This is a genomic window from Variovorax xiamenensis (genome assembly GCF_050916385.1).
In the GTDB taxonomy this organism is placed as follows: domain Bacteria; phylum Pseudomonadota; class Gammaproteobacteria; order Burkholderiales; family Burkholderiaceae_C; genus Variovorax.
On sequence record NZ_CP139038.1, the window covers coordinates 7,002,216 to 7,025,087 of the forward strand.

21 protein-coding genes are annotated in these 22,872 nt (G+C 66.1%); 13 read left to right on the forward strand and 8 right to left on the reverse strand.

All coding sequences use genetic code 11. The annotated features are described in order from the left end of the window. Positions 1 to 61: 61 nt before the first annotated feature. Complete coding sequence (locus SFB74_RS32255; RefSeq protein ID WP_432728453.1) at positions 62 to 952, reverse strand: RNA polymerase sigma-70 factor; 891 nt, start codon at positions 950 to 952, stop codon at positions 62 to 64. A gap of 85 nt (positions 953 to 1,037) precedes the next feature. After that, on the reverse strand, positions 1,038 to 1,895 hold the full coding sequence (locus SFB74_RS32260; protein ID WP_093300157.1) for a ferritin: 858 nt from the start codon (positions 1,893 to 1,895) through the stop codon (positions 1,038 to 1,040). Between the two features lie 128 nt (positions 1,896 to 2,023). Here SFB74_RS32260 and SFB74_RS32265 point away from each other — a divergent pair, with 128 nt between their 5' ends. The 4 genes from SFB74_RS32265 to SFB74_RS32280 all read left to right on the forward strand — a co-directional run bounded on the left by SFB74_RS32265 (position 2,024) and on the right by SFB74_RS32280 (position 6,283). Then, positions 2,024 to 2,638 carry a glutathione peroxidase gene (locus tag SFB74_RS32265; RefSeq protein ID WP_432728454.1) on the forward strand — a complete coding sequence of 205 codons (615 nt, stop codon included), beginning with the start codon at positions 2,024 to 2,026 and terminating at the stop codon, positions 2,636 to 2,638. Between the two features lie 293 nt (positions 2,639 to 2,931). Further along, on the forward strand, positions 2,932 to 4,266 hold the full coding sequence (locus SFB74_RS32270; RefSeq protein WP_432728455.1) for an NAD(P)/FAD-dependent oxidoreductase: 1,335 nt from the start codon (positions 2,932 to 2,934) through the stop codon (positions 4,264 to 4,266). Next, positions 4,263 to 5,072: a DUF1365 domain-containing protein gene (locus SFB74_RS32275; RefSeq protein WP_432728456.1), complete on the forward strand. Its 810-nt coding sequence runs from the start codon at positions 4,263 to 4,265 to the stop codon at positions 5,070 to 5,072. The genes SFB74_RS32270 and SFB74_RS32275 overlap by 4 nt, the downstream gene beginning before the upstream one ends. Then, complete coding sequence (locus tag SFB74_RS32280) at positions 5,069 to 6,283, forward strand: class I SAM-dependent methyltransferase (RefSeq protein WP_432728457.1); 1,215 nt, start codon at positions 5,069 to 5,071, stop codon at positions 6,281 to 6,283. Before SFB74_RS32275 ends, SFB74_RS32280 begins: the two co-directional genes overlap by 4 nt. Before the next feature lie 63 nt (positions 6,284 to 6,346). Here SFB74_RS32280 and SFB74_RS32285 read toward each other — a convergent pair whose 3' ends face one another. Further along, complete coding sequence (locus SFB74_RS32285; protein WP_432728458.1) at positions 6,347 to 6,958, reverse strand: glutathione S-transferase N-terminal domain-containing protein; 612 nt, start codon at positions 6,956 to 6,958, stop codon at positions 6,347 to 6,349. 131 nt (positions 6,959 to 7,089) lie between these two features. On the opposite strand from SFB74_RS32285, the gene purB reads away from it, so the two are divergent. The 4 genes from purB (at position 7,090) to SFB74_RS32305 (ending at position 12,578) form a co-directional block, all read left to right on the forward strand. Beyond that, the gene (purB, locus tag SFB74_RS32290) at positions 7,090 to 8,469 is read left to right on the forward strand and encodes an adenylosuccinate lyase (protein ID WP_432728459.1); all 1,380 of its coding nucleotides are present in this window, start codon (positions 7,090 to 7,092) and stop codon (positions 8,467 to 8,469) included. Positions 8,470 to 8,600: 131 nt separating this feature from the next. Next, the gene (locus SFB74_RS32295; RefSeq protein ID WP_432728460.1) at positions 8,601 to 9,743 is read left to right on the forward strand and encodes a PepSY-associated TM helix domain-containing protein; all 1,143 of its coding nucleotides are present in this window, start codon (positions 8,601 to 8,603) and stop codon (positions 9,741 to 9,743) included. A gap of 91 nt (positions 9,744 to 9,834) precedes the next feature. Then, complete coding sequence (locus SFB74_RS32300) at positions 9,835 to 11,970, forward strand: TonB-dependent receptor family protein (RefSeq protein ID WP_432732032.1); 2,136 nt, start codon at positions 9,835 to 9,837, stop codon at positions 11,968 to 11,970. 47 nt (positions 11,971 to 12,017) lie between these two features. Next, positions 12,018 to 12,578: a YaeQ family protein gene (locus SFB74_RS32305; protein ID WP_432728461.1), complete on the forward strand. Its 561-nt coding sequence runs from the start codon at positions 12,018 to 12,020 to the stop codon at positions 12,576 to 12,578. An 18-nt stretch (positions 12,579 to 12,596) separates the two neighbouring features. On the opposite strand, the gene SFB74_RS32310 is transcribed toward SFB74_RS32305, so the two are convergent. Next, positions 12,597 to 12,902 (reverse strand): putative signal transducing protein, encoded by a 306-nt coding sequence (locus tag SFB74_RS32310; protein ID WP_432728462.1) that lies wholly within the window; start codon positions 12,900 to 12,902, stop codon positions 12,597 to 12,599. Position 12,903: 1 nt separating this feature from the next. Further along, a complete protein-coding gene (locus SFB74_RS32315) occupies positions 12,904 to 13,386 on the reverse strand; it encodes a DUF3717 domain-containing protein (protein ID WP_432728463.1) in 483 nt (160 codons plus the stop codon). Between the two features lie 5 nt (positions 13,387 to 13,391). Between SFB74_RS32315 and SFB74_RS32320 the strand changes: the two genes are divergently transcribed. The 4 genes from SFB74_RS32320 to SFB74_RS32335 all read left to right on the forward strand — a co-directional run bounded on the left by SFB74_RS32320 (position 13,392) and on the right by SFB74_RS32335 (position 15,633). Continuing rightward, complete coding sequence (locus SFB74_RS32320; RefSeq protein WP_432728464.1) at positions 13,392 to 13,616, forward strand: hypothetical protein; 225 nt, start codon at positions 13,392 to 13,394, stop codon at positions 13,614 to 13,616. Positions 13,617 to 13,886: 270 nt separating this feature from the next. Continuing rightward, the gene (locus SFB74_RS32325; RefSeq protein WP_432728465.1) at positions 13,887 to 14,636 is read left to right on the forward strand and encodes a TerC family protein; all 750 of its coding nucleotides are present in this window, start codon (positions 13,887 to 13,889) and stop codon (positions 14,634 to 14,636) included. A gap of 78 nt (positions 14,637 to 14,714) precedes the next feature. Next, on the forward strand, positions 14,715 to 15,179 hold the full coding sequence (locus tag SFB74_RS32330) for a hypothetical protein (RefSeq protein ID WP_432728466.1): 465 nt from the start codon (positions 14,715 to 14,717) through the stop codon (positions 15,177 to 15,179). A 100-nt stretch (positions 15,180 to 15,279) separates the two neighbouring features. Then, positions 15,280 to 15,633 (forward strand): phage holin family protein, encoded by a 354-nt coding sequence (locus SFB74_RS32335; RefSeq protein WP_432728467.1) that lies wholly within the window; start codon positions 15,280 to 15,282, stop codon positions 15,631 to 15,633. A gap of 18 nt (positions 15,634 to 15,651) precedes the next feature. On the opposite strand, the gene SFB74_RS32340 is transcribed toward SFB74_RS32335, so the two are convergent. Then, on the reverse strand, positions 15,652 to 17,217 hold the full coding sequence (locus SFB74_RS32340) for a M48 family metalloprotease (protein ID WP_432728468.1): 1,566 nt from the start codon (positions 17,215 to 17,217) through the stop codon (positions 15,652 to 15,654). Positions 17,218 to 17,271: 54 nt separating this feature from the next. On the opposite strand from SFB74_RS32340, the gene moaC reads away from it, so the two are divergent. Next, positions 17,272 to 17,754: a cyclic pyranopterin monophosphate synthase MoaC gene (gene moaC / locus SFB74_RS32345; RefSeq protein WP_432728469.1), complete on the forward strand. Its 483-nt coding sequence runs from the start codon at positions 17,272 to 17,274 to the stop codon at positions 17,752 to 17,754. 24 nt (positions 17,755 to 17,778) lie between these two features. Here the strand turns inward: moaC and SFB74_RS32350 are convergent, their stop codons facing one another. Beyond that, the gene (locus SFB74_RS32350) at positions 17,779 to 18,258 is read right to left on the reverse strand and encodes a type IV pilin protein (protein ID WP_432728470.1); all 480 of its coding nucleotides are present in this window, start codon (positions 18,256 to 18,258) and stop codon (positions 17,779 to 17,781) included. Beyond that, positions 18,255 to 22,871: a pilus assembly protein gene (locus SFB74_RS32355; protein WP_432728471.1), complete on the reverse strand. Its 4,617-nt coding sequence runs from the start codon at positions 22,869 to 22,871 to the stop codon at positions 18,255 to 18,257. The genes SFB74_RS32350 and SFB74_RS32355 overlap by 4 nt, the downstream gene beginning before the upstream one ends. Between the last annotated feature and the right edge of the window lies 1 nt (position 22,872).

The following is a 22,872-nucleotide window of genomic DNA, read 5'->3' on the forward strand; positions in this document are numbered from 1 at the left end:
TGCCTACCCACTGAAGACGGGCGGGGTGCTCGCCCTGTGACACGCCGCCCGGACTTTTTATCTATTTCGCGGAAAAGATCTGCGCGATGCGCGCGAGCTTGTCGGGGTTGCGCTGCGCGCGAATGCGCACGATGAGGTCGTTCTCGATCTCGAAGGTCTGGGCCGACTCGAGTTCGCCGTCGAGAAAGCGCAGCATGCCGGGCTCGCCGTTGATGTCGACCAGCTCCATGCGCACCGCTGGCCCCATGCGGCGCCACAACGAGAAATAGAGCTGCGCGAGGCGCTGGCTGCCGCGCAGGATCTTGCTGAAGGTCTGCACCTTGCCGCCGCCGTCGCCGATGAGTTCGACGTCCTCGGACATGAGCGCCTTGAGGTCCTGCAGGCTGCCGCGCGCGGCGGCGTCGGCGAATGCACGCAGCAGGCGCTCGTGGGTTTCGCGCGGCACCGAAAAACGCGGGCGCCCTTCCTGCACCTGGAGCTTGGCGCGGTGCACGATCTGGCGGCAGGCGGCCTCGGTCTTGCCGAGGGTGAGGGCGATTTCGTCGTAGTCGGCGTCGAACACCTCGCGCAGCAGGAAGGCGGCACGGGCCTCCGGAGCGAGGCGCTCCAGCACGGCAAGGAAGGCGACGGAAATGTTGTCGGCGCGCTCGAGCAACTGTTCGGGTGTTGCGGGCGAATCGGGCGTGCCGGTCAGCGTGGGCTCGGGCATCCAGGAGCCGATGTAGTGCTCGCGCTGGACCTTGGCGGCGCGCAGCCGGTCGATCGACAGCCGCGTGACCACGGTCACGAGCCAGGCTTCGGCGCTGTCGAGCGTGTCCCTGGCGGCTTCGTGCCAGCGCAGCCAGGCGTCCTGCACGACCTCCTCGGCCTCGGCCATGGAGCCGAGCATGCGGTAGGCGATGCCCTGCAGGCGAGGGCGGTGGCGGTCGAAGGTGAGGGTTGCGTCGTCCATGCGGGCTAGACGGCTGGCGTCCCCGGTTTGTGACATGGATTCTGCAAAAAAACGCCCCGGCATGCGGGGCGTTTTTGGGGGTCTATCAGGCGCCCTGGTATTCGGGCCTGGGGCCGAGGGTGGCCGCCAGTTCCTTGCGGTAGCGGTTCAGTTCCTGGACCGTCTTGAAGCTGCGGTTCATCAGCAGGCTCAGGTTGTGCAGGATGCGCTCGCCGACCTTGGTTTCCCAGACGGCGTCGAACTTGATCTGCTTGTCGAGCCAGTGCTCGAGCCAGTCGGGGTCGGGCATGCGGCTCTGCACGGTGTCGCGCGGGAAGTGCGCCTTGCTGACGTGCAGGTTGGTCGGGTGCAGGGCCTGGGCCGTGCGGCGGGCGCTGGCCATCAGGACGCCGACCTTGGTGAAGGCGGCACGGGCCTCGTCGCCGAACTTCTCCATGGCGCGTTTCATGTAGCGCAGGTAGGCGCCGCCGTGGCGGGCTTCGTCCTGGCTCAGCGTGGTGTAGATGTGCTTGATGACCGGCTCGGTGTGCCACTGGGCGGCGCGGCGGTACCAGTGGTTGAGGCGGATTTCGCCGCAGAAATGCAGCATGAGGGTTTCGAGCGGCGGGGCCGGGTCGAAGTCGAAGCGCACTTCGTGCAGCTCTTCTTCCGTGGGCGCGTGCTTGGGGCTGAAGCGCTTCAGGTACTCCATGAGCACCAGCGAGTGCTTCTGCTCCTCGAAGAACCAGATCGACATGAAAGCGGAAAAGTCGCTATCGTGGCGGTTGTCGCGCAGGAACATCTCGGTAGCGGGCAGTGCCGCCCACTCGGTGATGGCATTCATCTTGATGGTCTGCGCCTGCTCTTCCGACAGCAAGGAAGCGTCGAACGACTGCCAGGGAATGTCCTTGTCCATGTCCCAGCGGACGGATTCGAGTTGTCTGAAGAGTTCCGGATAGAGCATCTATATCTTTCTAAGGCCGTCGATTTTAATCGGCCCGTTTGGCGCGACCATGACAGACGCGCGATGATGCGGATACGCGCGTCCTTGCGGCACGGATGCGCGACCCATTTTTGAATCAGGAGCCCGCCATGCGAACCCCCTTCCGATTGTCGATGCTGTGGCGCTGCGCCCCTGCGGTTTCCCTCGTGGCGAGCCTCGTTTCGGCCCTTCCGGCGCACGCCCAGACGGTAGCCGCCGCACCCGCTCCGGCAGAGGCAGCGGGATGCCCGGCGATCCTGCAACACACCTTCCCGCGGCTGCAGGATGAAAAACCCCAGTCTTTGTGCCAGTACTCCGGCAAGGTGGTCCTGGTGGTGAATACGGCCAGCTTCTGCGGCTTCACCCCGCAGTACAAGGGCCTGGAGTCGCTGGACATGAAATACCGCTCGCGCGGGCTCGTGGTGCTGGGCTTCCCGTCGAACGATTTCGCCCAGGAATCGGGCTCGAACAAGGAAATCGCGGACTTCTGCGAGAGCACCTTCGGCGTGAAATTCCCGATGTTCGCCAAGTCCTCGGTGCGCGGCACCGATGCCAATCCGCTCTTCAAGCAGCTCGCCCAGGCCTCCGGCACGACGCCGAAGTGGAATTTCTACAAGTACCTGATCGGGCGCGACGGCAAGGTCGTGCAGGCGTGGTCGAGCATGACGGCGCCGGACGAGAACGGCTTCGTGAACGTCATCGAGAAGCAGCTCGGGCCAAATTGATACTGATCAGTTCACAAGAAAACGCATCGGTAATATTATTCACCGATGCGTCCATGCCATTGTGAACTCGACGGAACAAACGTTTACAAACCAGACGGGAACCGTGCTGCGGATGACGCGCTCCTAAATCGCGTGGGCAGTGACTGCCCTACGGTTTTCATGTTGCGAGGTCTTCCGGGCGCCTGCCGTCCGGTCGAAATCCCGAGGCGATTCTTCTCCTCCTCCCTCCCTCCCTCCTTCGCGTCGGGGCGCCTCGCAGCATTTTTGTCTTCCAGCCGGGTGGGGGTTCCGCAATGACGCGGCCTCCTCGCATCGCCATCGTCGGCGCCGGCATCTCGGGACTGGCCGCGGCGCACTCGCTGCGCGACGCGGCCTCCATCACCCTCTTCGAAGCCAGTGACTACTTCGGTGGCCACGCCCATACGGCAACGATCGAGCTTCCACGCTCCTCCACCGATCCCACGCCGGTCGCCCATGGCGTCGACACCGGCTTCCTGGTCTACAACGACCGCACCTATCCGAACCTGATCCGCCTTTTCGCCGAACTCGGCGTCGAGACCGCCGCGTCCGACATGTCCTTCTCGGTCCAGGCCACGCGCGACAACGGCGGCGGCCGGCTGGAATGGAGCGGCAACAACCTCGGCACCGTGTTCGCGCAGCGACGCAACCTCTTCGACGGCCGCTTCCTGGGGATGCTCGCCGACCTGCTGCGCTTCAACCGCCTCACCACGCGCATCGCCACGGCTGGCACTGAAGGCGAACTGGCCCAGCAACTGGGCGATTTCCTCGACGCCCACCGCTTCGGCAAGGCGTTCCGCGAGTGGTATTTCCTGCCGATGATGGGCTGCATCTGGAGCTGCTCGACCACGCGGATGCTGAGATTCCCGGTCGCGACCATGATCCGCTTCTGCCACAACCACGGCCTGATCCAGATCGCCAACCGGCCGCAGTGGCGCACCGTGCGCGGCGGCTCGCGCCACTACGTGGAGAAGATCGTCGCCGGCCTGCCCGACAAGCGCCTGAACACCCGCGTGCGCCGCATCACCCGCGACGACGACGGAGTCCTGGTTGCCACCGACACCGGCACCGAGCGCTTCGACCACGTCGTGCTGGCCACACATTCGGACCAATCGCTCGCCATGCTCGGCGACGCGAGCCCCGCCGAGGCCGCGGTGCTGGACTCCATCCGCTACCAGGCCAACCACGCGGTGCTGCACACCGACGCCTCGGTGCTGCCGCGCAACCGCGCGGCCTGGGCCGCCTGGAACTACGAGCGCGCGGCCGCCGGCGAGCGCGAATCGGGCCGCGTCTGCCTGCACTACCTGCTGAACAAGCTGCAGCCGCTGCCATGGGAGCAGCCGGTGATCGTTTCGCTGAATCCGGTTCGGGAGATCGCGCGTAGTCAGGTCATGGCCGAATACGACTACGACCACCCGGTGCTCGACCTTGCCGCGATCCGCGCGCAGGCCCAGGTGCCCGACCTCCAGGGCCGGCGCAACACCTGGTTCGCGGGCGCATGGATGGGCTACGGCTTCCATGAGGACGGACTGAAGGCCGGCCTGGCCGTAGCCGAGGGCCTGCGGGCACGGCTGTCGGCCGCCACCCCAGAGGCGAGGCTCGCCGCATGACTCCCGCGAAGGCCGCGCCGCTGATGGGCTTCGGCGAAGTCCGCCACACCCGCCTGCGCCCGGCGCGCAATGCCTTCGTCTACCCGACCTACTTCCTGATGCTGCCGATGCGCACCCTGCGCGCCGGGGGCAGCAAGGCCCTCGCGCTCAACCGCGCGGCGGCCATTTCCTTCCACGACGTCGACCACGGCGACGCCCGCCCGCCCGAACGCGGCGGCGCTCTGGCCTGGCTCGACGAGTTGCTGGCCGCCCACGGAATCGACGACGCCACCGGCGAAGCCTGGCTGCACTGCTACCCGCGCGTGTTCGGCTACACCTTCAAGCCCGTGAGCTTCTGGTACTGCCACACGCCAGAAGGCGCCCTGCGGGCGATCGTGGTCGAGGTCAACAACACCTTCGGCGAGCGGCATTGCTACCTGCTCGACCAGCCGGTGTACGGCGCCGAACTCCGCGCCACCAAGGCCTTCCACGTCTCGCCCTTCTGCCGCGTCGACGGCGGCTACCGCTTCCGCTTCTTCGTCGACGAAGGCCGCTCGCGCACGATGGTGCGCATCGACCACGACGACGCCGACGGCCCGCTGCTGCAGACCAGCGTGAGCGGCGAACTCGGCCCCATGACCGCCGCCAGCGCAAGGCGCGCGCTGTGGCGCTATCCCGCGATGACCTTCGGGCTGATCGCGCGCATCCACTGGCAGGCCGCGAAGCTCTGGCTCAAGCGCGTGCCCTTCGTCGCCAAGCCGGCGCCGCCCGCCCATTTCGTGTCGCACGACCACCACCCGCAGCAGCAACAGCAGGCCAACCCATGACCTTCACCACCACGGCCTCCCGCTTCACGCTGCCCCAGGACGCACCCGCCGCCGCGCGCACCGTGCTCGGCCTGCTGCAGCGGCTGTCCCACGGCTCGCTCACGGTGCGCCTGCCCGACGACTCGGTGCGGCACTTCGGCGCCACGCCGGGCACCGGCCCCACGGCCTCGCTCACGCTGCGCAACTGGAACGTCTGCAAGGCCGCGCTCAAGTCGGGCGACATCGGCTTCGCCGAGAGCTACATCGCCGGCGACTGGAGCACGCCCAACCTCACCGAGCTGATCAAGGTGTTCATCGCCAACCGCCGCGCCATCGAGGACATGATGTACGGCAGCTGGCTCGGCCGCCTGCTGTACCGCGTGCGGCACCTCATGAACCGCAACAGCAAGGCCGGCAGCTCGCGCAACATCCACGCCCACTACGACCTGGGCAACGCGTTCTACAGGCTGTGGCTCGACGAGACGATGAACTACTCGTCGGCCTGGTTCGAGGGCGACCTGTCGAAGCCCATGCCCGAGGCGCAGCGCGCCAAGGTGCGCCGCGCGCTCGAGGCGGTGCGCGTGAAGCCCGGCGACCGCGTGCTCGAGATCGGCTGCGGCTGGGGCGCGCTGGCCGAGATGGCCGCCATCGACTTCGGCGCCTCGGTGACCGGCGTGACGCTGTCGACCGAGCAGCTCGCCTATGCCCGCGAGCGCACCGCCAGGCTGACGGCCGACCTGCGCCTGCAGGACTACCGCGACATCGACGACGCGCCCTTCGACGCGATCTGCTCCATCGAGATGGTGGAAGCCGTGGGACAGGCCTACTGGCCGGACTACTTCCGCGGCCTCGCCCGCCTGCTCAAGCCGGGCGGCCGCGCCTGCGTGCAGAGCATCGTGATCGACGACGCGCTCTTCGACCGCTACATCGACTCGACCGACTTCATCCAGCAGTACATCTTCCCGGGCGGCTGCCTGCCCTGCCCGCGCGAGTTCCGCCGTGAGGCCGAGGCCGCCGGGCTGGAGGTGGTGGACGAATTCGCCTTCGGCGCCGACTACGCCGAGACGCTGCGCCGCTGGCGCGAGAGCTTCCTCGGGCAGCGAGGCCGCATCCTGCAGCTGGGCTTCGACGAGCGCTTCATGCGCATCTGGGAGTTCTATCTCGCCTACTGCGAGGCGGCGTTCTCGCAGGCGAACATCGACGTGGTGCAGTACACGCTGCGCAAGCGCTGAGCACGGCGCGAATCAAATGAAAAAGGCGCCTCGCGGCGCCTTTTGCGTTCGTGGAGCCCCAAGTCAGGGCTTGGTGTCGATGAAGCTGGGCCGCAGCATCAGCTTGTCGAACAGCTTCGCCAGGTTGCCGTAGTCCTTGCGCCAGTCGATCTCGGGGAAACGCAGGTCCAGCCAGCCCAGCGTGCAACCCACCGCGATGTCCGACAGGCTCAGGTGGATGCCGCTGCAGAAAGGCTTGTCGCCCAGGCCCTTGGCCATGGCGGCGATGCCGTCCTCGACCTTGGCGCGCTGGCGCTCGATCCAGGCTGCGCTGCGCTCGCCGTCGCTGCGGCCGGACCAGGTGGCTTCGAGGCGCCAGAGCACGCCGGCGTCCATGACACCGTCGGCCAACGCCTCCCAGGTCTTGACCTCGGCGCGCTCGCGGCCCTGCTGCGGAATCAGCTTGCCGACCGGCGACAGGGTGTCCAGGTATTCGACGATCACGCGGGAGTCGAACATCGCCTCGCCGCCTTCCATGATCAGGCAGGGGACCTTGCCGAGCGGGTTGGAGTTGGAGATCGTGGTGTCGGCAGCCCAGACGTCTTCGATCACGAACTGGTAATCGAGCCGCTTCTCGGCCAGCACCACGCGCACCTTGCGCACGTAGGGGCTGGCGGCGGATCCGATCAGTTTCATGAAGGCTCTCTCCCTATGCATTGATGACGTTTGTTAATAGTCATTTTAGGTGAACGGGAAAACCAGAGCCCGAATCGCCCCCCAAAGCGTCGCGCCGGCCCCACCGGGCGGCAGCCGCCTAAAATTGAGGCATGAGCTTTTCCACCGTTTCCGCCCTTTCCCCCCTTGACGGCCGCTACGCGGCCAAACTCGCGGCGCTGCGTCCGCTGATGAGCGAGCAGGGCTATATGCACCGGCGCGTGCAAGTCGAGGTGGCGTGGTTCATCGCGCTGTCCGACTGCGGCTTCGCCGAATTCAAGCCGCTCACCGGCGGCGCGCGCAAATACCTGCTGGGGCTGGTGTCCCACTTCTCCGAGGCCGACGCGCTGGCCATCAAGGAGATCGAGAAGACCACCAACCACGACGTGAAGGCGGTCGAGTACTGGATCAAGTCGAAGTTCGAGGCCCGGCCCGAGCTGCTCGCCGCCGCCGAGTTCGTGCACTTCGCCTGCACCAGCGAGGACATCAACAACACCAGCCACGCCCTGCAGATCCAGGCCGCGCGCGACAAGGTGATGCTGCCGGCCATCGACGGCCTGATCGCCAAGCTGCGCGAGATGGCGCACCAGTTCGCCGGCGTGTCGATGCTCTCGCGCACCCACGGCCAGACCGCCAGCCCGACCACCGTGGGCAAGGAAATCGCCAACGTGACGGTGCGCCTGTCGAAGGCCCGCGAGCAGATCGCCGCGGTGAAGCTTCTGGGCAAGATGAACGGCGCCGTCGGCAACTACAACGCCCACCTGGCCGCATGGCCCGACTTCGACTGGGAAGCCTTCAGCCGCAAGGTCATCGAGACGCCCGCGCCGCTGGGCCTGGGCCTGAGCTTCCAGCCCTACAGCATCCAGATCGAGCCGCACGACTACATGGCCGAGCTGTTCGACGCGGTGGCCCGCGCCAACACCATCCTGATCGACTTCTCGCGCGACATCTGGGGCTACGTGAGCCTGAGCTACTTCAAGCAGCGACTGAAGAAGGGCGAGATCGGCTCCTCGACGATGCCGCACAAGGTCAACCCGATCGACTTCGAGAACGCCGAGGGCAACCTGGGCCTGGCCAACGCCGTGCTGCGCCACCTGAGCGAGAAGCTGCCCATCAGCCGCTGGCAGCGCGACCTGACCGACAGCACGGTGCTGCGCAACATCGGCGTGGCCTTCGGCTATGCCACGCTGGCCTATGCCAGCCTGGCCACCGGCCTGGGCAAGCTCGAGCTCAACGAAGAAGCGCTGGCTGAAGACCTCGACGCCTCCTGGGAAGTGCTGGCCGAGCCGATCCAGACGGTGATGCGCCGTTTCGGCGTGCAGGGCGCCTACGAGCAGCTCAAGGAAGTGACGCGCGGCAAGACCGTGACGGCCGAGGCACTGCACGGGCTGATCCGCTCGCTGGCCATTCCGGAAGAAGAAAAGGCCCGCCTGCTGGCCATGACTCCGGCCAGCTACGTGGGCAAGGCGGCGGAACTCGCCAGTAGAATTTAAGCCTCCTGTATCGATGCACCAGCCGCCGGAAGGCGGCTGTTTTGCGTCGGCGGTTATCTTTTCCAGCCAACGCCCCCGCGGGGCGCCAGCCAGCAACATTCTCCGAGGGGCCCGCCGCCCCTCTGTTGGTCATGCGCGCCCCTCTGAGACGCCTCTGGCTCAAGGTCCATCGCTGGATAGGCCTCACGCTCGGTCCGATCCTCGCCCTCACCGCCCTGCTCGGCGCCGTGCTGGTGGTGGCGCTGCCGCTCGACCGCCAGGCACATCCCGACTTCTTCGTCGCCCGCTCCGCCGGTGATGCCACCACGGCTGCGCTCCCGCTGGAGCCCCTGCGCCAGCGCCTCGCGGCGGAGTTCGGCCCCGACGCCAACTTCACGCTGCGCCCGCCGCGCAAGCCCACCGACACGCTGTGGGTGCTGGTGCGCGGCAAGTGGGAAGGCACGCTCTACCTCGATCCGGCCACCGGCGCCGAGCAGGGACGGCGCGGCACGCACGATGGCGCCTACAACATCCTCTTCGAGCTGCACAGCAGCCTGCTGCTGGACGACACCGGCAAGGGCGCGCTGGCCTTCGCCGCGCTGGCCTATCTGTTCCTGCTGGTCACGGGCATCGTGCTCTGGTGGCCGGCACGCTGGCCGCCGTCGCTGCGCATCGTGCTGAACCGCGGGCTGCTGCGCGGCCTCTTCGACCTGCACCGCACCGGCGGCGCGGTGCTCGGGCTGCTGATCGCGGTGTCGGTGGCCACGGGCGCGTACATGGCGTGGCGGCCGCTGGGCAACTTCATCTCCAGCGCCATGGGGCAGCAGCCCGTCAAGCCGCCGGTGATCGCCAAGGGTGCCGCAACCGGCCCGCGCCTGCCGCTGGACGAGCTCGTGGCCCGCGCGCAGCAGGCCTACCCGGGCCAGCCCATCGGCTACATCCAGGTGCCCGCCAAGACCAGCCGGCCGATGCGGGTGCGCTTCCGCCTCTCGGACGATCCGCATCCGAACGGCATCGGCTCCGTGTGGCTGAACCCGACGACGGGCGAAGTGCTGGCCGCGCGCAAGTGGCAGGAGCTCGACGCGGGCAACGGCGCGGTGGCGGTGATCTACCCGCTGCACACCGGCGAGCTCGGAGGCCCGCTGCACGAGGCGCTCACGGCGCTGCTGGGCCTTGCGCTCGGCGGCCTGGGCCTGAGCGGCGTGTGGCTCTGGTGGCGCCGGCGGGCCATGGCCGCCGCGGCCCGCGGCAACAAGAACAACGACCCGCTTTCCGGCACGACGACCACGCCCTGAGCGGGCCGTGCCGCCGCAACCTGTTTCATCACCATCAGAAAACCCGTAGGAGGGACTTCCCTTGTTCACGCACAAACGCACAGCCATCGCGATGGCGCTGCTTCCCCTGAGCCTGCAGGGCTTCGCCGCCGAGACCGAACCCGCGGCCGCCGACGCGACGAAGTCGCTGGAGACCATCACCGTCACCGGCGACTGGCTCGGCAGCCCCAGCGAAACCAAGGTGCTCGAGCACCCCGGCGCGCGAAGCATCATCGAGCGCAAGCAGATCCAGGAAAGCGGCTCGACCAGCGTGCGCGACGTGCTGCGCCAGATGCCCGGCGTGCAGGTGCAGGAAAGCAACGGCACCGGCGGCAGCGACATCTCGCTGAACGTGGGCGTGCGCGGCCTGACCTCGCGCCTGTCGCCGCGCTCCACCGTGCTGCTGGACGGCGTGCCGCTGGCCTACGCGCCCTACGGCCAGCCGCAGCTTTCGCTGGCGCCGCTGTCGCTGGGCAGCCTCGAAGCCGTCGACGTGGTGCGCGGCGCGGGCTCGGTGCGCTACGGTCCCCAGAACGTGGGCGGCATCATCAACTTCGTGTCGCGCTCGATCCCGAAGCAGTTCTCGGGCGAAGTGAGCGTGGGTGTCGAAAGCGCCGGCCACGGCGGCGGCACCAAGACCACGCCCAGCCTCTTCATCGGCGGCACCAACGAGAACGGCCTGGGCCTGGCGCTGCTGTACTCCGGCACGCACGGCGACGGCTTCCGCCAGAGCAACGACCACACGAGCATCGACGACCTGATGCTCAAGGGCGCCTATCGCATCTCGAAGACCGACGACGTCGCCATCACGCTGCATCACTTCGAAGGCAAGGGCCGCATGCCCGGTGGCCTGACGACGGCGCAGTTCGCGGCCAACCCCTTCCAGTCGGACCGCCCCTTCGACGAGTTCACGGGCCGCCGCACCGACGGCTCGGTGAAGTACACGCACAACGACGGCGTGAACAAGTTCGAGATGCTGACCTACTACACGGACTCGTACCGCAGCAGCTTCCTCGAGCAGGAAGGCACCGGCGCCAACAACGGCAGGCGCCGCCTCACCTCCGCACCGCGCAACTACAAGACCTTCGCGGTCGAGCCCCGCTACTCGCGCCTGATCGACTCGGGCAGCGTGGTGCAGGAAGTGAGCTTCGGCTACCGCTACCTGAAGGAAGAGGCATCCGAAGTCGCGACGCGCAGCGCCTACTACCAGCCGCGCCCGGGCTTCAATGCCTTCGGCCTGGCCAACCCCGCGTACCAGACCAGCAAGGGCGGCACGACGGCGCATGCGTTCTACATCGACGACCGCATCGACTTCGGCAACTGGACGATCACGCCCGGCGTGCGGCATGAATCGATCCGCTCGTTCAACGACGTCTACACCATCACGAACGGCCGGGCCACCAGCGCGATCTATCCGAAGATCGATTCCGACGAGTGGCTGCCCACGCTGTCGGTGCTCTACCGCATGAGCGATCGCTGGTCGGTGTTCGCGAATGCCGGCGTGTCGTTCGGGCCGCAGCAGTACGCGCAGCTCGCGCAGTCGACCACCGGGCTGCACCCCGAGAAGGCCAAGACGTACGAGATCGGCACGCACTACAAGGGCGAGGCCTGGAGCGGCGAGCTGACGCTGTTCAACATCAACTTCGACAAGGAACTGCTGCTGGCGCGCTCCATCACCGGCGACGTCGGCCAGTGGACCGACCTGGGCGCGACGCGCCACCGCGGGCTGGAGTCGGCGCTGCGCTACGACCTCGGCACGCTGAGCGACTCGCTCAAGGGGCTGTCGGTGTCGGGCACGTACACGTACACGCAAGCCATCTCGAAGGCCGGCGCCTTCGCCGGGCGCGACCTGCCCTTCTACTCGCGCCAGGTGGCGACGCTGGGCGCGCGCTACGAGCGCGGGCCGTGGACCTTCAACGCCGACATCTACGCGCAGTCGAAGCAGCGCTCGCCGGGTTCGCCGGACGACGGCGCCAGGTACGTCACGCTGGAAGACGCGACCGGCCGGCTCGGCGACATTCCCGGCTACGCCACGATGAACCTGCGCGCGGCCTACGACTTCGGCCCGTCGATGAGCAACCTGAAGGTCGCCGTGGGCGTGAAGAACCTGTTCGACCGCCGCTACTTCAACCGCTCGGTGGACAACAACGGCGGCAAGTACGTGGGGCAGCCGCGTACGGTCTACCTGCAGGCCTCGGTGGCGTTCTGAGGCCTCCGGAGGGCCGGGGCGGGCGCGGGGCCTAAACTCGCGCACCCATGGCCCTCAAATCCACCATCTTCAAGGCCACCCTCGCGGTGGCCGACATCGACCACGGCTACTACGCCGACCACGCGCTGACCCTGGCGCGCCACCCCAGCGAGACCGACGAGCGGATGATGATCCGCCTCGTCGCGCTCGCGCTCAACGCGCACCAGCTGCAGGACGTGTGCAACGGCGACGGCACGCTGGCCTTCGGAGCGGGCCTGTCGAACGTCGAGGAGCCCGACGTGTGGCTTCGCGACTTCACGGGCGAGGTCAAGCTCTGGATCGAGGTCGGCCAGCCTGAAGACAAGCCCGTCATCAAGGCCTGCAACAAGGCCGACGAAGTGATCGTCTACGCCTTCAACCACGCGGCCGAGATCTGGTGGCGCGGCATCGAGAACAAGCTCACGCGGCCGCAGAACCTCAAGGTGTATCGCGTGCCGACGGCTGCCTCCCAAGCGCTGGCCACGCTCGCACAGCGCAGCATGCAACTGCAGGCGACCATCCAGGAAAACACGCTGACTCTGGGCGACGGCACGAACAGCGTCGACATCGAACCGCTGTGCTGGAGATAACCCCCGCGCGTCGACCAGCTAGACGGCCGGCATCATCTGGCCGCACTGCCAGCACTGCTCGAAACCGCCTTCGACCTGCTCGCCGCACACGCAGCGCCAGCTGCGCTGCGGACGGTGCTGCAGCTCGTGCAACAGGCGCTTGGCGAGCTCGAACTGGCTCTCGTCGTCGATCCAGATCTCGGGCAGGCACTGGTCGGGCGGCAGCTGGCCCATCACCGCGCCGAGGAACTCGCGCTGCACCGAAGCCGCCACGCCCTCTTCACGCAGGGCGTGCGCCCACACGGTCGCGATCGCGAGGTTGGGAGCTTGCGCGAGGCGGCGCATGTCAGGGGGCCCAGTTCTTCTCGTCGTCGGGATCGAACTCGGGCTCGTCGGCCGATGGCGACGACGACGCATCGCGCTCCGCCTCACGTGCGCGCTCCGAATAGCGGTTGAAGCGCCACGCGGAGTCTTCCATGGTGATGCGGCGCCATGTGCCGCGCTTCTCGACAGGCGACATGCCGGGCCAGAACTGCACCTCGTCGAAGCTGCGGCCGCAGCCCTTGCACTCGTCGTCGCCCTGGCTGGTGGAACAGATCGCGATGCAGGGCGTGTCGGGCGTGCTGTCGTACCAGGCCATCCAGGCGGCCCAGGCCTTGGGCGGAAAGCCGACTTCGTCGACCTCGTCCTCGTGATGGAAGACCATGAGCGCGTAGACCTCGGCCAGCGCCCTCAATTCGGGGCCCAGCGTGACGCCGTCGGGCGATGGAGTCCGGTCGCGCCAGTAGTTGATGGCGGCCTCGATGTCGGTGATGTGTATGGCGGCCATGGAGCGTGAAAAAGCAGCGGACGGCGATCATAGTCCGGCAATGTCCCGAGCTGCCGAAGGGGCATGGTCGCTATGAAAAGAAGAGCATCAAGCCTTGTATTCATGCGCATTTCGAGGCGCTTCTCTTTGAATTTCTGAAAACTTTCGATTGCGCCACCCAGAGCTTCGATGCTCTAATCCGCCGCACGAAGGGGAGTAGCTCCCGACCGCTGTTGTCCATGGCAGCGTGAATCGTCAGGTCGTCAATACGAAGCAAAACACTTCCGGCCTGTCGGGCAACGTACGCGCGTTCTTGGTTCGCGCGGGCGCTGTCGAGCAAGACCTTCGATTTGAACCTGTGCAGGTTTGGTCGAAGCGTTCGCAAGTCCCCGGTGTTCCCCCGGCCTTCATTCCTCGCTTTCGACTTTTCCCGCACGGGATGAATCGAAACGCATAGCAATGCGCCTTCCGTCGTCACCCCTGAAGGGAGAGGCAGGGGCGCGAAGACAAAGAGGAAATCTATGGAAATGTTCATGGCCCCGGAGTTCTGGGTCGCGGTCGGTCAGATCATCATGATCGACATCCTGCTGGGCGGCGACAACGCCGTGGTGATCGCGCTCGCCTGCCGCAAGCTCCCTGCGCACCAGCGCACCCAGGGCATCCTGTGGGGTACCGCGGGCGCGATCGTGCTGCGCGTGATCCTGATCTTCTTCGCACTGACCCTGCTGGCCATTCCGTTCCTGAAGCTGGTGGGCGCGATCCTGCTGGTGTGGATCGGCATCAAGCTGCTGGCCCCCGAGCACGATGACGGCCACGGCAATATCAGCGGCAGCGACAAGCTGTGGGGCGCGGTCAAGACCGTGATCGTGGCCGACCTCGTGATGAGCGTCGACAACGTGATCGCCATTGCAGGTGCCGCTCAAGGCGCCGGCGACAGCCACCAGATGCCGCTCGTGATCTTCGGCCTGCTCGTGAGCATCCCGATCATCGTCTGGGGCAGCCAGCTGGTCATCAAGCTGATGGACCGCTTCCCGATGATCATCACCGCCGGCGGCATGCTGCTCGGCTGGATCGCCGGCACGATGGCCGTGTCCGACCCCGCCCTGGCGAACACCGCTGCCTGGACCTGGGTGCCGAAGGTGCCTCAGACCGACGTAATCAAGTACGCGGCCGGCATCGGCGGCGCGCTGCTGGTGCTGGTGATCGGCAAGTGGGTGGCCGCACGCCACGCCCGCAACAAGCACGAACAACAGGCGGTGACGACCGGCTGAACGCCGGTGGTCGTCGCTCCCCACGAACTTCCTGCCCTACACAGTCTCTGTCACTCTAACTACCTGAAGGAGCACGCCATGGAAAAGATCATTCTTTATGTCGACGACGTCACCTACGCCTGCGAGCAGTTCGCCGAACTGGCGCCGGATGCCAGCAGCGTCGTGGCGCGCCATTGGGTGCTCGTGGCCTGCGCTCCGCGGATGACGCATCGCATCAGCAAGTGGGTGAGCCACAGCGCACGCGAGAACTGGCGCGCGAAGTGGTTCAGCAAGGTGCAGGCGCAGATGACTCCGCTGCTGGAGCGCAACGGCGGCCAGGTGACTCCGGTGCTGGCCAAGGGCCCGCTGGCCGAACTCACGGCACAGCTCAAGCGCGAGCATTCGGCCACTCACGTGGTCGATGCGCGCCGCCCGAAGGTCGGTGTCGATCTGGAACCGGTGACGCCGGACCAGACGCCGCCCAACCAGTCGGGCTGGGCCTTTCCCGGCGCAGTGATGGGCATGGGTGCGCTGCTGGTGCTGGCGAACGAGCTGGCCGAGTAAGAGAACGACAGACCGCGGGAAGAAACCTCCCTCACGAGCCCCGGCGCGGCAACGCACCGGGGCTCGTTGTCTTTTGCGGGCCCTGGGGTATCCTGCCGCCATGCGCATCATCCTCAAATGGCTGCTCAGCGCCGTGGCGCTGCTGGCGGTGGCTTATCTCTACAGCGGTGTCCAGGTCAACAGCTTCGGCTCCGCACTGATCGCCGCCGCGGTGATCGGCCTGCTCAACATGATCGTGCGGCCCGTGCTGGTGATACTGACGCTGCCCGTCACCATCGTCACCCTCGGGCTCTTCCTGTTCGTCATCAACGCGCTGCTGTTCTGGGCGGCCTCCGGCTTGCTGGGCGGCTTCCACGTCAACGGATTCCTGGCCGCGCTGATCGGCTCGCTGCTGTATTCGGTGCTGGGGCTGCTGATCGAGTCCGCGCTGGGCGGACTGCTCTCCAGGCGCTGAGCGCCCGGAAGCGCTCCGCTACTTGAGCGGCGGCTCCGCCGCCTGCTCCTTCACCAGCACGTCCACCGCGCGAGCCCGGGTGTCGATGATCGACGCCTCGTAGTGATCGACCGCCTTGGACTGCCGCACGATCTCCTGCGCGGCCTTGAAGCGGTCGCGCGCCGCCGGGTAGTCGAGGATCGCCACGTTCGCCTCGGCGTCGGCGCGCACCGCGCGCAGCGTGTCGTTCTGGGAGCCGTAGAGGTTGCCGAGCGCGCGCCATACCGTCGCGTCGCGCGGGTTGGCCGCCACCCAGTCGCGCAGCACGGGGATCATCGGCGCGGGCTGGCGCATCGCCGTCGCGGCTTCGGCCGACAGCAGCATCTCGGGCCGCTCCTTCGACTTGGCATCCAACAGGGCCGCCGCCTTGGGCGCCGCCCCCGCCGCAAGCTCGATCTCCGCGCTGAGCCAGCGCGCCTGCTTCGCGGCGGCAGGATCGTCCGCCACGCGCGCGACCAGACGCTCGGCCAGGGCGCGCGCGGTCTTGTAGTCGCGTATCTCCTTTGCCGACAGCGCCGCCGCATACAGCGTGCCGGCCTGCTGGGCCGGGGTGCTCTTCGCGAATTCACCGCTGGAGGCCGAATCGATCCACAGCCGCAGCACGTCGACGCCGGGGCGGGTGAGCACGCGGGCGCGCGAGGCGATCATTGCGTGATCCATGGCCAGCGGCTGCGGCGGCACCGTGTCCATGTTGAACTGGAAGCGGCCCTGCATGTCGGAGATGCGCTCCGTCGTCAGCGGGTGGCTGCGCAGATAGGGGTAGGAGCCGTTGTCGTTGAGGCGTGAGGCGTACTGCAGCTTCTCGAACATCGTCGCCGCGCCCTGCGGCGCGAAGCCGGCCTGCGTCATCACGCCGAAGCCGATGCGGTCGGCCTCGCGTTCCATGTCGCGCGAGAAGTTCAGCTGGTTCTGCGCGAACATCGCCTGGCTGCCCATGATCATGGCCTGACCGGCATCGCCGTTGCGGCTCTTGCCGGCCGCGATCATCCCGAGGATCAGGCCGGCGATCATCAACGGCATCTGCCTGCCCTGCTTGGTCATGATCCGCGAGATGTGGCGCTGCGTGACGTGCGAGAGCTCGTGCCCCAGCACCGTCGCCAGCTCGTCGCGGCTACCGACCACGGCCACCAGGCCGAGGTTGAGCCCCAGGTAGCCGCCCGGCAGCGCGAAGGCATTGATGTTGCGGTCGCGCCCCAGCAGGATCGTCCATGCAAAGCGCTCGTCGAGCTCCGGCGTGAGCTCGCCGCGCGCGCGGGCGGCCACCAGCAGGCGCTGCCAGATCTCCTGCACGTAGGCGGCGATCACGGGGTCGTCGATGTAGTCGGTGTCGCGATACAGCTCCCGGGCGATCTGGTCGCCCAGGTGGCGCTCGGCGCTGGCGGTCATCTCGCCGCCGTCGCCCATGCCGGGGAGCACCTGCTGGATCTGGGCCAGGGCGGGCACTGGCAGCAGCACCTGCGAAGCTATCAAAACGCTAGCGCACAACGCGCGCAGGGTGGGCGTCGGCTGGCTTCTGGAGTGGAGTCGGGGAGTCAAGCGCGGCATTCCTCGTCTGTGGCTCGGGCTCGTATGATGCACCTCCAACCTGATCGTTCACCCATGAGCACCCTCACCCATTTTGACGCCCAGGGCCAGGCCCACATGGTCGATGTCGCCGCCAAGCCCGCCACCCATCGCGTGGCCGTCGCCACCGGCCGCATCGAGATGCAGGCGGCGACGCTGGCGCTCATCGAGTCCGGCACCGCGAAGAAGGGTGACGTGCTGGGCATCGCGCGCATTGCGGGCATCCAGGCGGCGAAGAAGACCAGCGACCTGATCCCTCTATGCCACCCGCTGGCCCTGACTCGGGTGGCGGTGGCGTTCGCGCTGGCCGATGCGGGGAGTACGCCGCAGGTGGTGTGCACGGCGACTGTCGAGACCGTGGGGCCTACGGGGGTGGAGATGGAGGCGTTGACTGCTGTGCAGGTGGCGCTACTGACGATCTACGACATGTGCAAGGCGGTGGATCGGGGGATGCGGATCACCGACGTGCATGTGCTGGAGAAGCACGGCGGGAAATCGGGGAGTTGGGTGGCCGGGTAACTCACCCTCCGCAAGAACCACGATTCAACTCCAGCACTCGCTTGCCGCCGCCAGCGCAGCGTTGAAGCCCGTGTAGTTCTCGACCGACTTCCGTCCAGTGCTGGTGACCACATAGTCGCCGCAACGGTCGCCGCTCATCGAGCCCACGCGCGTGGCCTTCAGGGTGTAGCCCGTGCCCTTGCCGTTGGTTGTCAGCGCGATGTTGTAGTTCGCGGCGCCTTCGCCCGGCAACGGGGAAGTGCCGAACTGGGTCCTGAACGCTCCTCCAGCCTGGTTGATGTCCGTTCCATCCGCTGTCTTCGCGTAGCTGTAGTTTTCGCTGTAGTGCCTCTCCAGCCATTGCTGGGCCTGGGAGAGCGAAGCCTTCACCTGGGCGCGCTTGCCTTTGGCAACCTGCTCCCTGTAGCTCGGGTAGGCGATGGCGCTGAGGATCGCGATGATGACCACCGTGATCATCACCTCGACCAGCGTAAAGCCCCGCACGCGTATCCGCCTGGCGCTCATCGGTGCTTCTCCACGGTTGTCTTCAGGCCAGGGATCTCGCGCCAGAAGATTCGCGATTGGGTGGTGTTCTTCTTCATCGTGATGTCCGTGGTCGGCCCCACTATCCGGGAGCAGGAAAGCCCCGCCGTGCAACGGCTGGTCGAGTCTTCGGGAATGGCGAAGCGCTGGTCGAGGCCGACGATGCCGATCACCTCGCCGGCGGCGCCGGCAATGCCGAAGAGATTCGCCGTCGAGACACCCCTCACTCCATTCACCTGCACGTCGGCCCCCGCCGCGCTGGCGGCGCACATGACGCCCTCCGCCGCTTTCTTGTAGACGATGGGAATGTTGACGTCCTTGCCCATGGCCTTGGGGTTGCTCAGCACCATCCCCGAAGACATCGGAATGTCCACATACCAGCCCTTCCTGGTGCTCCAGTCGACCGCGCTGGTGGCGTTCTGGATGACCGCATCGGTCTTCGAGTCGAGGCTCCACTTGCGCTCCTGGAGATCGGTCACCCCCGAGGGAATGGAGCCGGGGTTGGCGGCATAGCTCGCCTTGTCCCAGATCCCGAAGATGCGGTGATGCCGTCCCGTGTCGGGGAAATCCCCGGAAAAGATCGACTGTCCCGTGCCGAAGACCACGACCTGCCCGCCATCGGGGTGAAAGCGCAATGCCGGCGCGGTCGTGATCGGCAGCGTGTTGTTCGATGCGTCCACGGCCACGTACAGCGGCTTGCCGTAGGCCTCCTTCCACTCCGTCACCACAGTGCTGGAGACATCGAACTTCCACATGTTGCCCTTGAGGTCGCCGGCATAGATCGCGTCGGCGATACCGTCGTCGTTCGTGTCGAGCCAGGTCGGCTGCATCAATCCGTTGCCGCCCGCCGTGCCGACTTCGATGCGCTTGTAATGGGTGTTGTTGGTCCACTTGCCGTCGGCATTCGGCCCATCCACGAAAAGAATGTAGAGCACGGTCTTGCCCGAAGTGCTCGACACGCCGTTGCCGAAGAGCACCGCGAACTTGCCATTCGCCATCTTGGCGACCTGGGCAGCCTGATTGCTTGCCGGATGCGTTCCCCCTTCGGAGATCACATGGCCGAGATCGGCATCGTCCGCGGCTGTGAACTGCCACTTGTAGACCTCGGCGGCATTGCCCTCGGTGAGCCGGGCCGGCGACGTCACGTCGAGCGCGAAGATCGCCTTCGCACCGCGCCCCAGGCTGGAGAACAGATAGGTTTTCCACGGATCCGTCCTGGCGGAAGTCATCACGTCCGCGGTGAAGGGGGAGCCGTCCGCATAGGCGCGCATGTCGGTCACCGTTGCGTTCGGAATCTCCTTGAGGCGCGAGGCGAGTGCCTGAGGCACATAGGACATCACCGGCATCAGGGCGTCGGCAGTGAAGGCGTGGAACATGCCGTCTCCCGCCCCTACCCAGACCAGCTTGGGCCGCGACTTCTGCGCGGACTTGAATTTGCCGTAGCCCGGGAACGCAGGGCCGAAGAAGTTGGCCACGGGCAAGTCCTGCAGCCAGGGGTTGGAGTTCACCACGCCACCCATGATCGAATCCGAATTCCGGTCGCGGAAGGTACCTCCGGACAGCTTCTCCCTGGTGCGAGCGCCGCGCAGGTAGTCGATGATGTCTCGCCGCACGCTTGTCGAGGAAGCATCGAGTTCGGCCAGGTACCCGGCGCCCGCGGGTACATCGAGGCCCGCATGCGTGAACGGCACCCCGGCAGTTCCGAGGTTCGTGATGATCGCGCGAGTCCCCGCATTGGTCAGATTGACGTGCCCCTTGGCGGCGGGCGTGCCGCTGAAATTTCCCGCTGCGTCCAGTCGATACGCCAGCAACTCGCCGTGCAGATCGGACGCCGAGAAGTTCGCGACGTACTTGTAGTCGCCGGCACGCAGGTCGGGGCGCGATACGGCAGGGGCCGAGTTCGAATTCCCGGTGATGTCCGCAAAGACTTGCCGCAACGACTCTTCAAGCAGGTCCGGGCGCCGTGCCAGGAAATAGTTGTCCGGAATGCCGTCGTTGCAACCGGGTTGCCCGGCCGCTCCGCAGGCGGCGCCATCGGCACGTTTGGCGTCCCACTTGGACACGGCGTCCGGAAGGCCGGTCGGCTTCTTCTCGTCGTCCCTGAAGCCGCCGTACTTGGCAACGTACCAGAGCGGGTCCTGGATCACGGCGTCGCTCGAGCCGAGCATCTGGTAGCTGAGCTGGGTCTCGCCCTTCACGAAGTTGCTGCCGATCTTCACGCACAGGCGCGGTGCCCTGGCGTAGCTCCATCCGTTCGGCCTGCTTCCGTCATCGTTCAGATAGCATTTTTCTTCCGTGTTCCTGGGCTCGGCCTGCACGCTCGACGCGGCGTAGCTCGCAGTCGATTCGCTGGAGACATAGTTGTTGATGCCGCTGTGGAAGTGGCTTCCATCCTTGTTGCTGCCCACCACCGTGTAGCCGAAGGCGAACGGCTTGGAGACCCCGGTGTTCGACTCCAGCGTTTGCGTAAAGACGCGCAGCGTAGGCGGGGTGGTGCTCGAATCGGTCTCGTACCGGATGGACCCCAGCATGTCCTGATCCTGGTCCTCGCCCAGTGCCTGGTGCTGCCAAAGAACGAGAAAGGTCCCGGACTCGCCGTTCGCGCCGCGCCTCAGGACCTTGAAGTCCACCATGTTGCCCGGAAGCGCGGTGGCACCGCTCCAATCGATGCTGGCAGGGGTGATGAAGACGTACTTCTGCGGATCGGACCTTGGGACCGGAATGCGGATGGACGCGGACCCGCCCGACATCGTCACCGCGTACTGCCGGACCTTCAGCACGTTGGAGTTCGCGTCCGCGGGAACCGTCAAGTCCGAGCGGATGCGGTTCACGTGCGCGTAGTAAGCGGCACCGGCACCGAGGTAGGTGCCCCGCATGTTCGGCGCCTCGGGGCAAAGGCCCGCCACGAGGCTCAGGTCGCCGATGAGCTTGCCGGTGCAGATGCCGTCAGTGGTCGCGCCGTTGGAGCCAGCCAGCCGGGTCGTGCTTGAAATACCTTCCTGCGCGGAACCACCGATCAGATTCGTGTAGTAGGCGGCACTCTGCGGTGCACCTATGCCCGACGAGCGGTCGTCCAGTGCGCCCATCTTGTCTCCATCGAACGTCGCCACGCCGCTGGAGATGGTGACCATGTTGAGTGGCCGGCAGATATTCTTTCCGTAGAGCCCTTCTCTGGTTTTCTTCGAGTCCGCATGGGTCGGGTTTGCTTTCAGCGGATCGATCCAGGCGGGCGACGGAAGACCGAGCTGCGCGTCATTGCTTCCACCGCTGTAGAGGGGAGCCTTTCCGGCGTAGTAGCGAAGCCCCTCCAGGAGGATCTCGCCGATGGGGTTCCCCCAGGCCGGGCAATCTCCATTCTTGATGTTGTCGGAATTGCAGCTCTTCGAATACTTGCCCGTCTTCGGGTTGTATCCAAAGGGTCTCAGCCGATTCAATGAATAGATGATGCCCCGCTCATTGGCATCGGATGAAAGTTTGAATACGCCGGTCTGCGCGTCGATTTCATCGTTGACTTCAGACATGTTCTTGCGAAGCACACCGCCATCGAGATTGGTATCGAAGGAACCGAGAAACATCGCAAATTCGGCCCTGGACGCGCGCCGTCCGTAGTCATCGCTTTCACCGAACTCATTCAGCAGGCCGATCGGCTTCAGGTTTTTGTTCGGGTACTGCTTGCAGCGCTCTTCTCCGACGAGATCCTTCTTGCAGGCCTCCACGCGGGCCAGGTACTCGCCAGCCACGGAAGGAATGCTGTTGCTGTGGGCTGATGCGCCACCAGCTCCCACGTAGTTGTCGGTCATGAACCTGACCGTGGGAACCTGCCATGTGTAGCCGTTTTCTCCCGCCCAGTTGCAGCTCAGCACTTCCGTCATGTTCCAGAGGATGTAGTTGCCTTCGGCTGCACGAATGACCGGACGCAATCCGGATACCTGCGACTCCTGCGTATCGCTGCTCCCCGGGTTTTCATGTCGCCGGCAAAGGGTGAGCCCTCTGGAATAGGAGAACGGCGTCAGGCGGATCAGGTCGCTGCCGTTGTAGTACTTCGCATAGGCCTGGCTGTTTCTCGGGACGAAAGCCATTTCGAGCACGGTTCTTCCCGGGCCTCCCGTCGAGCCGGCTTCGTCCGTGGAGCGCAAGCCACCGTAGAGGATCTTGCGCAGGACATCCATCCGGGACATGGTGGCCCAGTTCAGGAAATTGCCGCTCCAGAGACTTGAGGAGGCCGCTGACGCAGCGGCGCAGTAATACCTTTGCGAGCCTTTTGGATCGCCGGCAACCGTTTCCTTCACGGCAAAGGAATCCGGCACGAAGTTTCCGCTCTTGGTGTTGTAGCCGTAGCACTTCGTGGGATCGAAGTAGCCGTAGTACTTGAAGTACGGCAAAAAATAGTAGTCGATGCTGCCGTCGAAGTTCAGGTCTTCATAGTCCGTATAGGCACGGCTGAACATGCTGTAGTCCTTGGACACATTCAGCACGACCATCGGGAGATTCGGGTCCGGGCTCACGTTGGGCGGAATCGCCTGGATCTGGGCATGGGAGGCCCCGTTTCCAAGCAGCACCAACATCGCTGCAAACTTCAGGATCGTTGATTTCATT

Coding starts and splice junctions, on each gene's coding strand:
- SFB74_RS32255 (WP_432728453.1), bottom strand. CDS start 952: ATGGACGACGCAACCCTCACCTTCGACCGCCACCGCCCTCGCCTGCAG.
- SFB74_RS32310 (WP_432728462.1), bottom strand. CDS start 12,902: ATGCGCCGCCTCGCGCAAGCTCCCAACCTCGCGATCGCGACCGTGTGG.
- SFB74_RS32325 (WP_432728465.1), top strand. CDS start 13,887: ATGGAAATGTTCATGGCCCCGGAGTTCTGGGTCGCGGTCGGTCAGATC.
- purB (WP_432728459.1), top strand. CDS start 7,090: ATGAGCTTTTCCACCGTTTCCGCCCTTTCCCCCCTTGACGGCCGCTAC.
- SFB74_RS32265 (WP_432728454.1), top strand. CDS start 2,024: ATGCGAACCCCCTTCCGATTGTCGATGCTGTGGCGCTGCGCCCCTGCG.
- SFB74_RS32350 (WP_432728470.1), bottom strand. CDS start 18,258: ATGAGCGCCAGGCGGATACGCGTGCGGGGCTTTACGCTGGTCGAGGTG.
- SFB74_RS32315 (WP_432728463.1), bottom strand. CDS start 13,386: ATGGCCGCCATACACATCACCGACATCGAGGCCGCCATCAACTACTGG.
- SFB74_RS32270 (WP_432728455.1), top strand. CDS start 2,932: ATGACGCGGCCTCCTCGCATCGCCATCGTCGGCGCCGGCATCTCGGGA.
- SFB74_RS32340 (WP_432728468.1), bottom strand. CDS start 17,217: ATGCCGCGCTTGACTCCCCGACTCCACTCCAGAAGCCAGCCGACGCCC.
- SFB74_RS32300 (WP_432732032.1), top strand. CDS start 9,835: ATGGCGCTGCTTCCCCTGAGCCTGCAGGGCTTCGCCGCCGAGACCGAA.
- moaC (WP_432728469.1), top strand. CDS start 17,272: ATGAGCACCCTCACCCATTTTGACGCCCAGGGCCAGGCCCACATGGTC.
- SFB74_RS32280 (WP_432728457.1), top strand. CDS start 5,069: ATGACCTTCACCACCACGGCCTCCCGCTTCACGCTGCCCCAGGACGCA.
- SFB74_RS32275 (WP_432728456.1), top strand. CDS start 4,263: ATGACTCCCGCGAAGGCCGCGCCGCTGATGGGCTTCGGCGAAGTCCGC.
- SFB74_RS32330 (WP_432728466.1), top strand. CDS start 14,715: ATGGAAAAGATCATTCTTTATGTCGACGACGTCACCTACGCCTGCGAG.
- SFB74_RS32295 (WP_432728460.1), top strand. CDS start 8,601: ATGCGCGCCCCTCTGAGACGCCTCTGGCTCAAGGTCCATCGCTGGATA.
- SFB74_RS32305 (WP_432728461.1), top strand. CDS start 12,018: ATGGCCCTCAAATCCACCATCTTCAAGGCCACCCTCGCGGTGGCCGAC.
- SFB74_RS32335 (WP_432728467.1), top strand. CDS start 15,280: ATGCGCATCATCCTCAAATGGCTGCTCAGCGCCGTGGCGCTGCTGGCG.
- SFB74_RS32260 (WP_093300157.1), bottom strand. CDS start 1,895: ATGCTCTATCCGGAACTCTTCAGACAACTCGAATCCGTCCGCTGGGAC.
- SFB74_RS32355 (WP_432728471.1), bottom strand. CDS start 22,871: ATGAAATCAACGATCCTGAAGTTTGCAGCGATGTTGGTGCTGCTTGGA.
- SFB74_RS32285 (WP_432728458.1), bottom strand. CDS start 6,958: ATGAAACTGATCGGATCCGCCGCCAGCCCCTACGTGCGCAAGGTGCGC.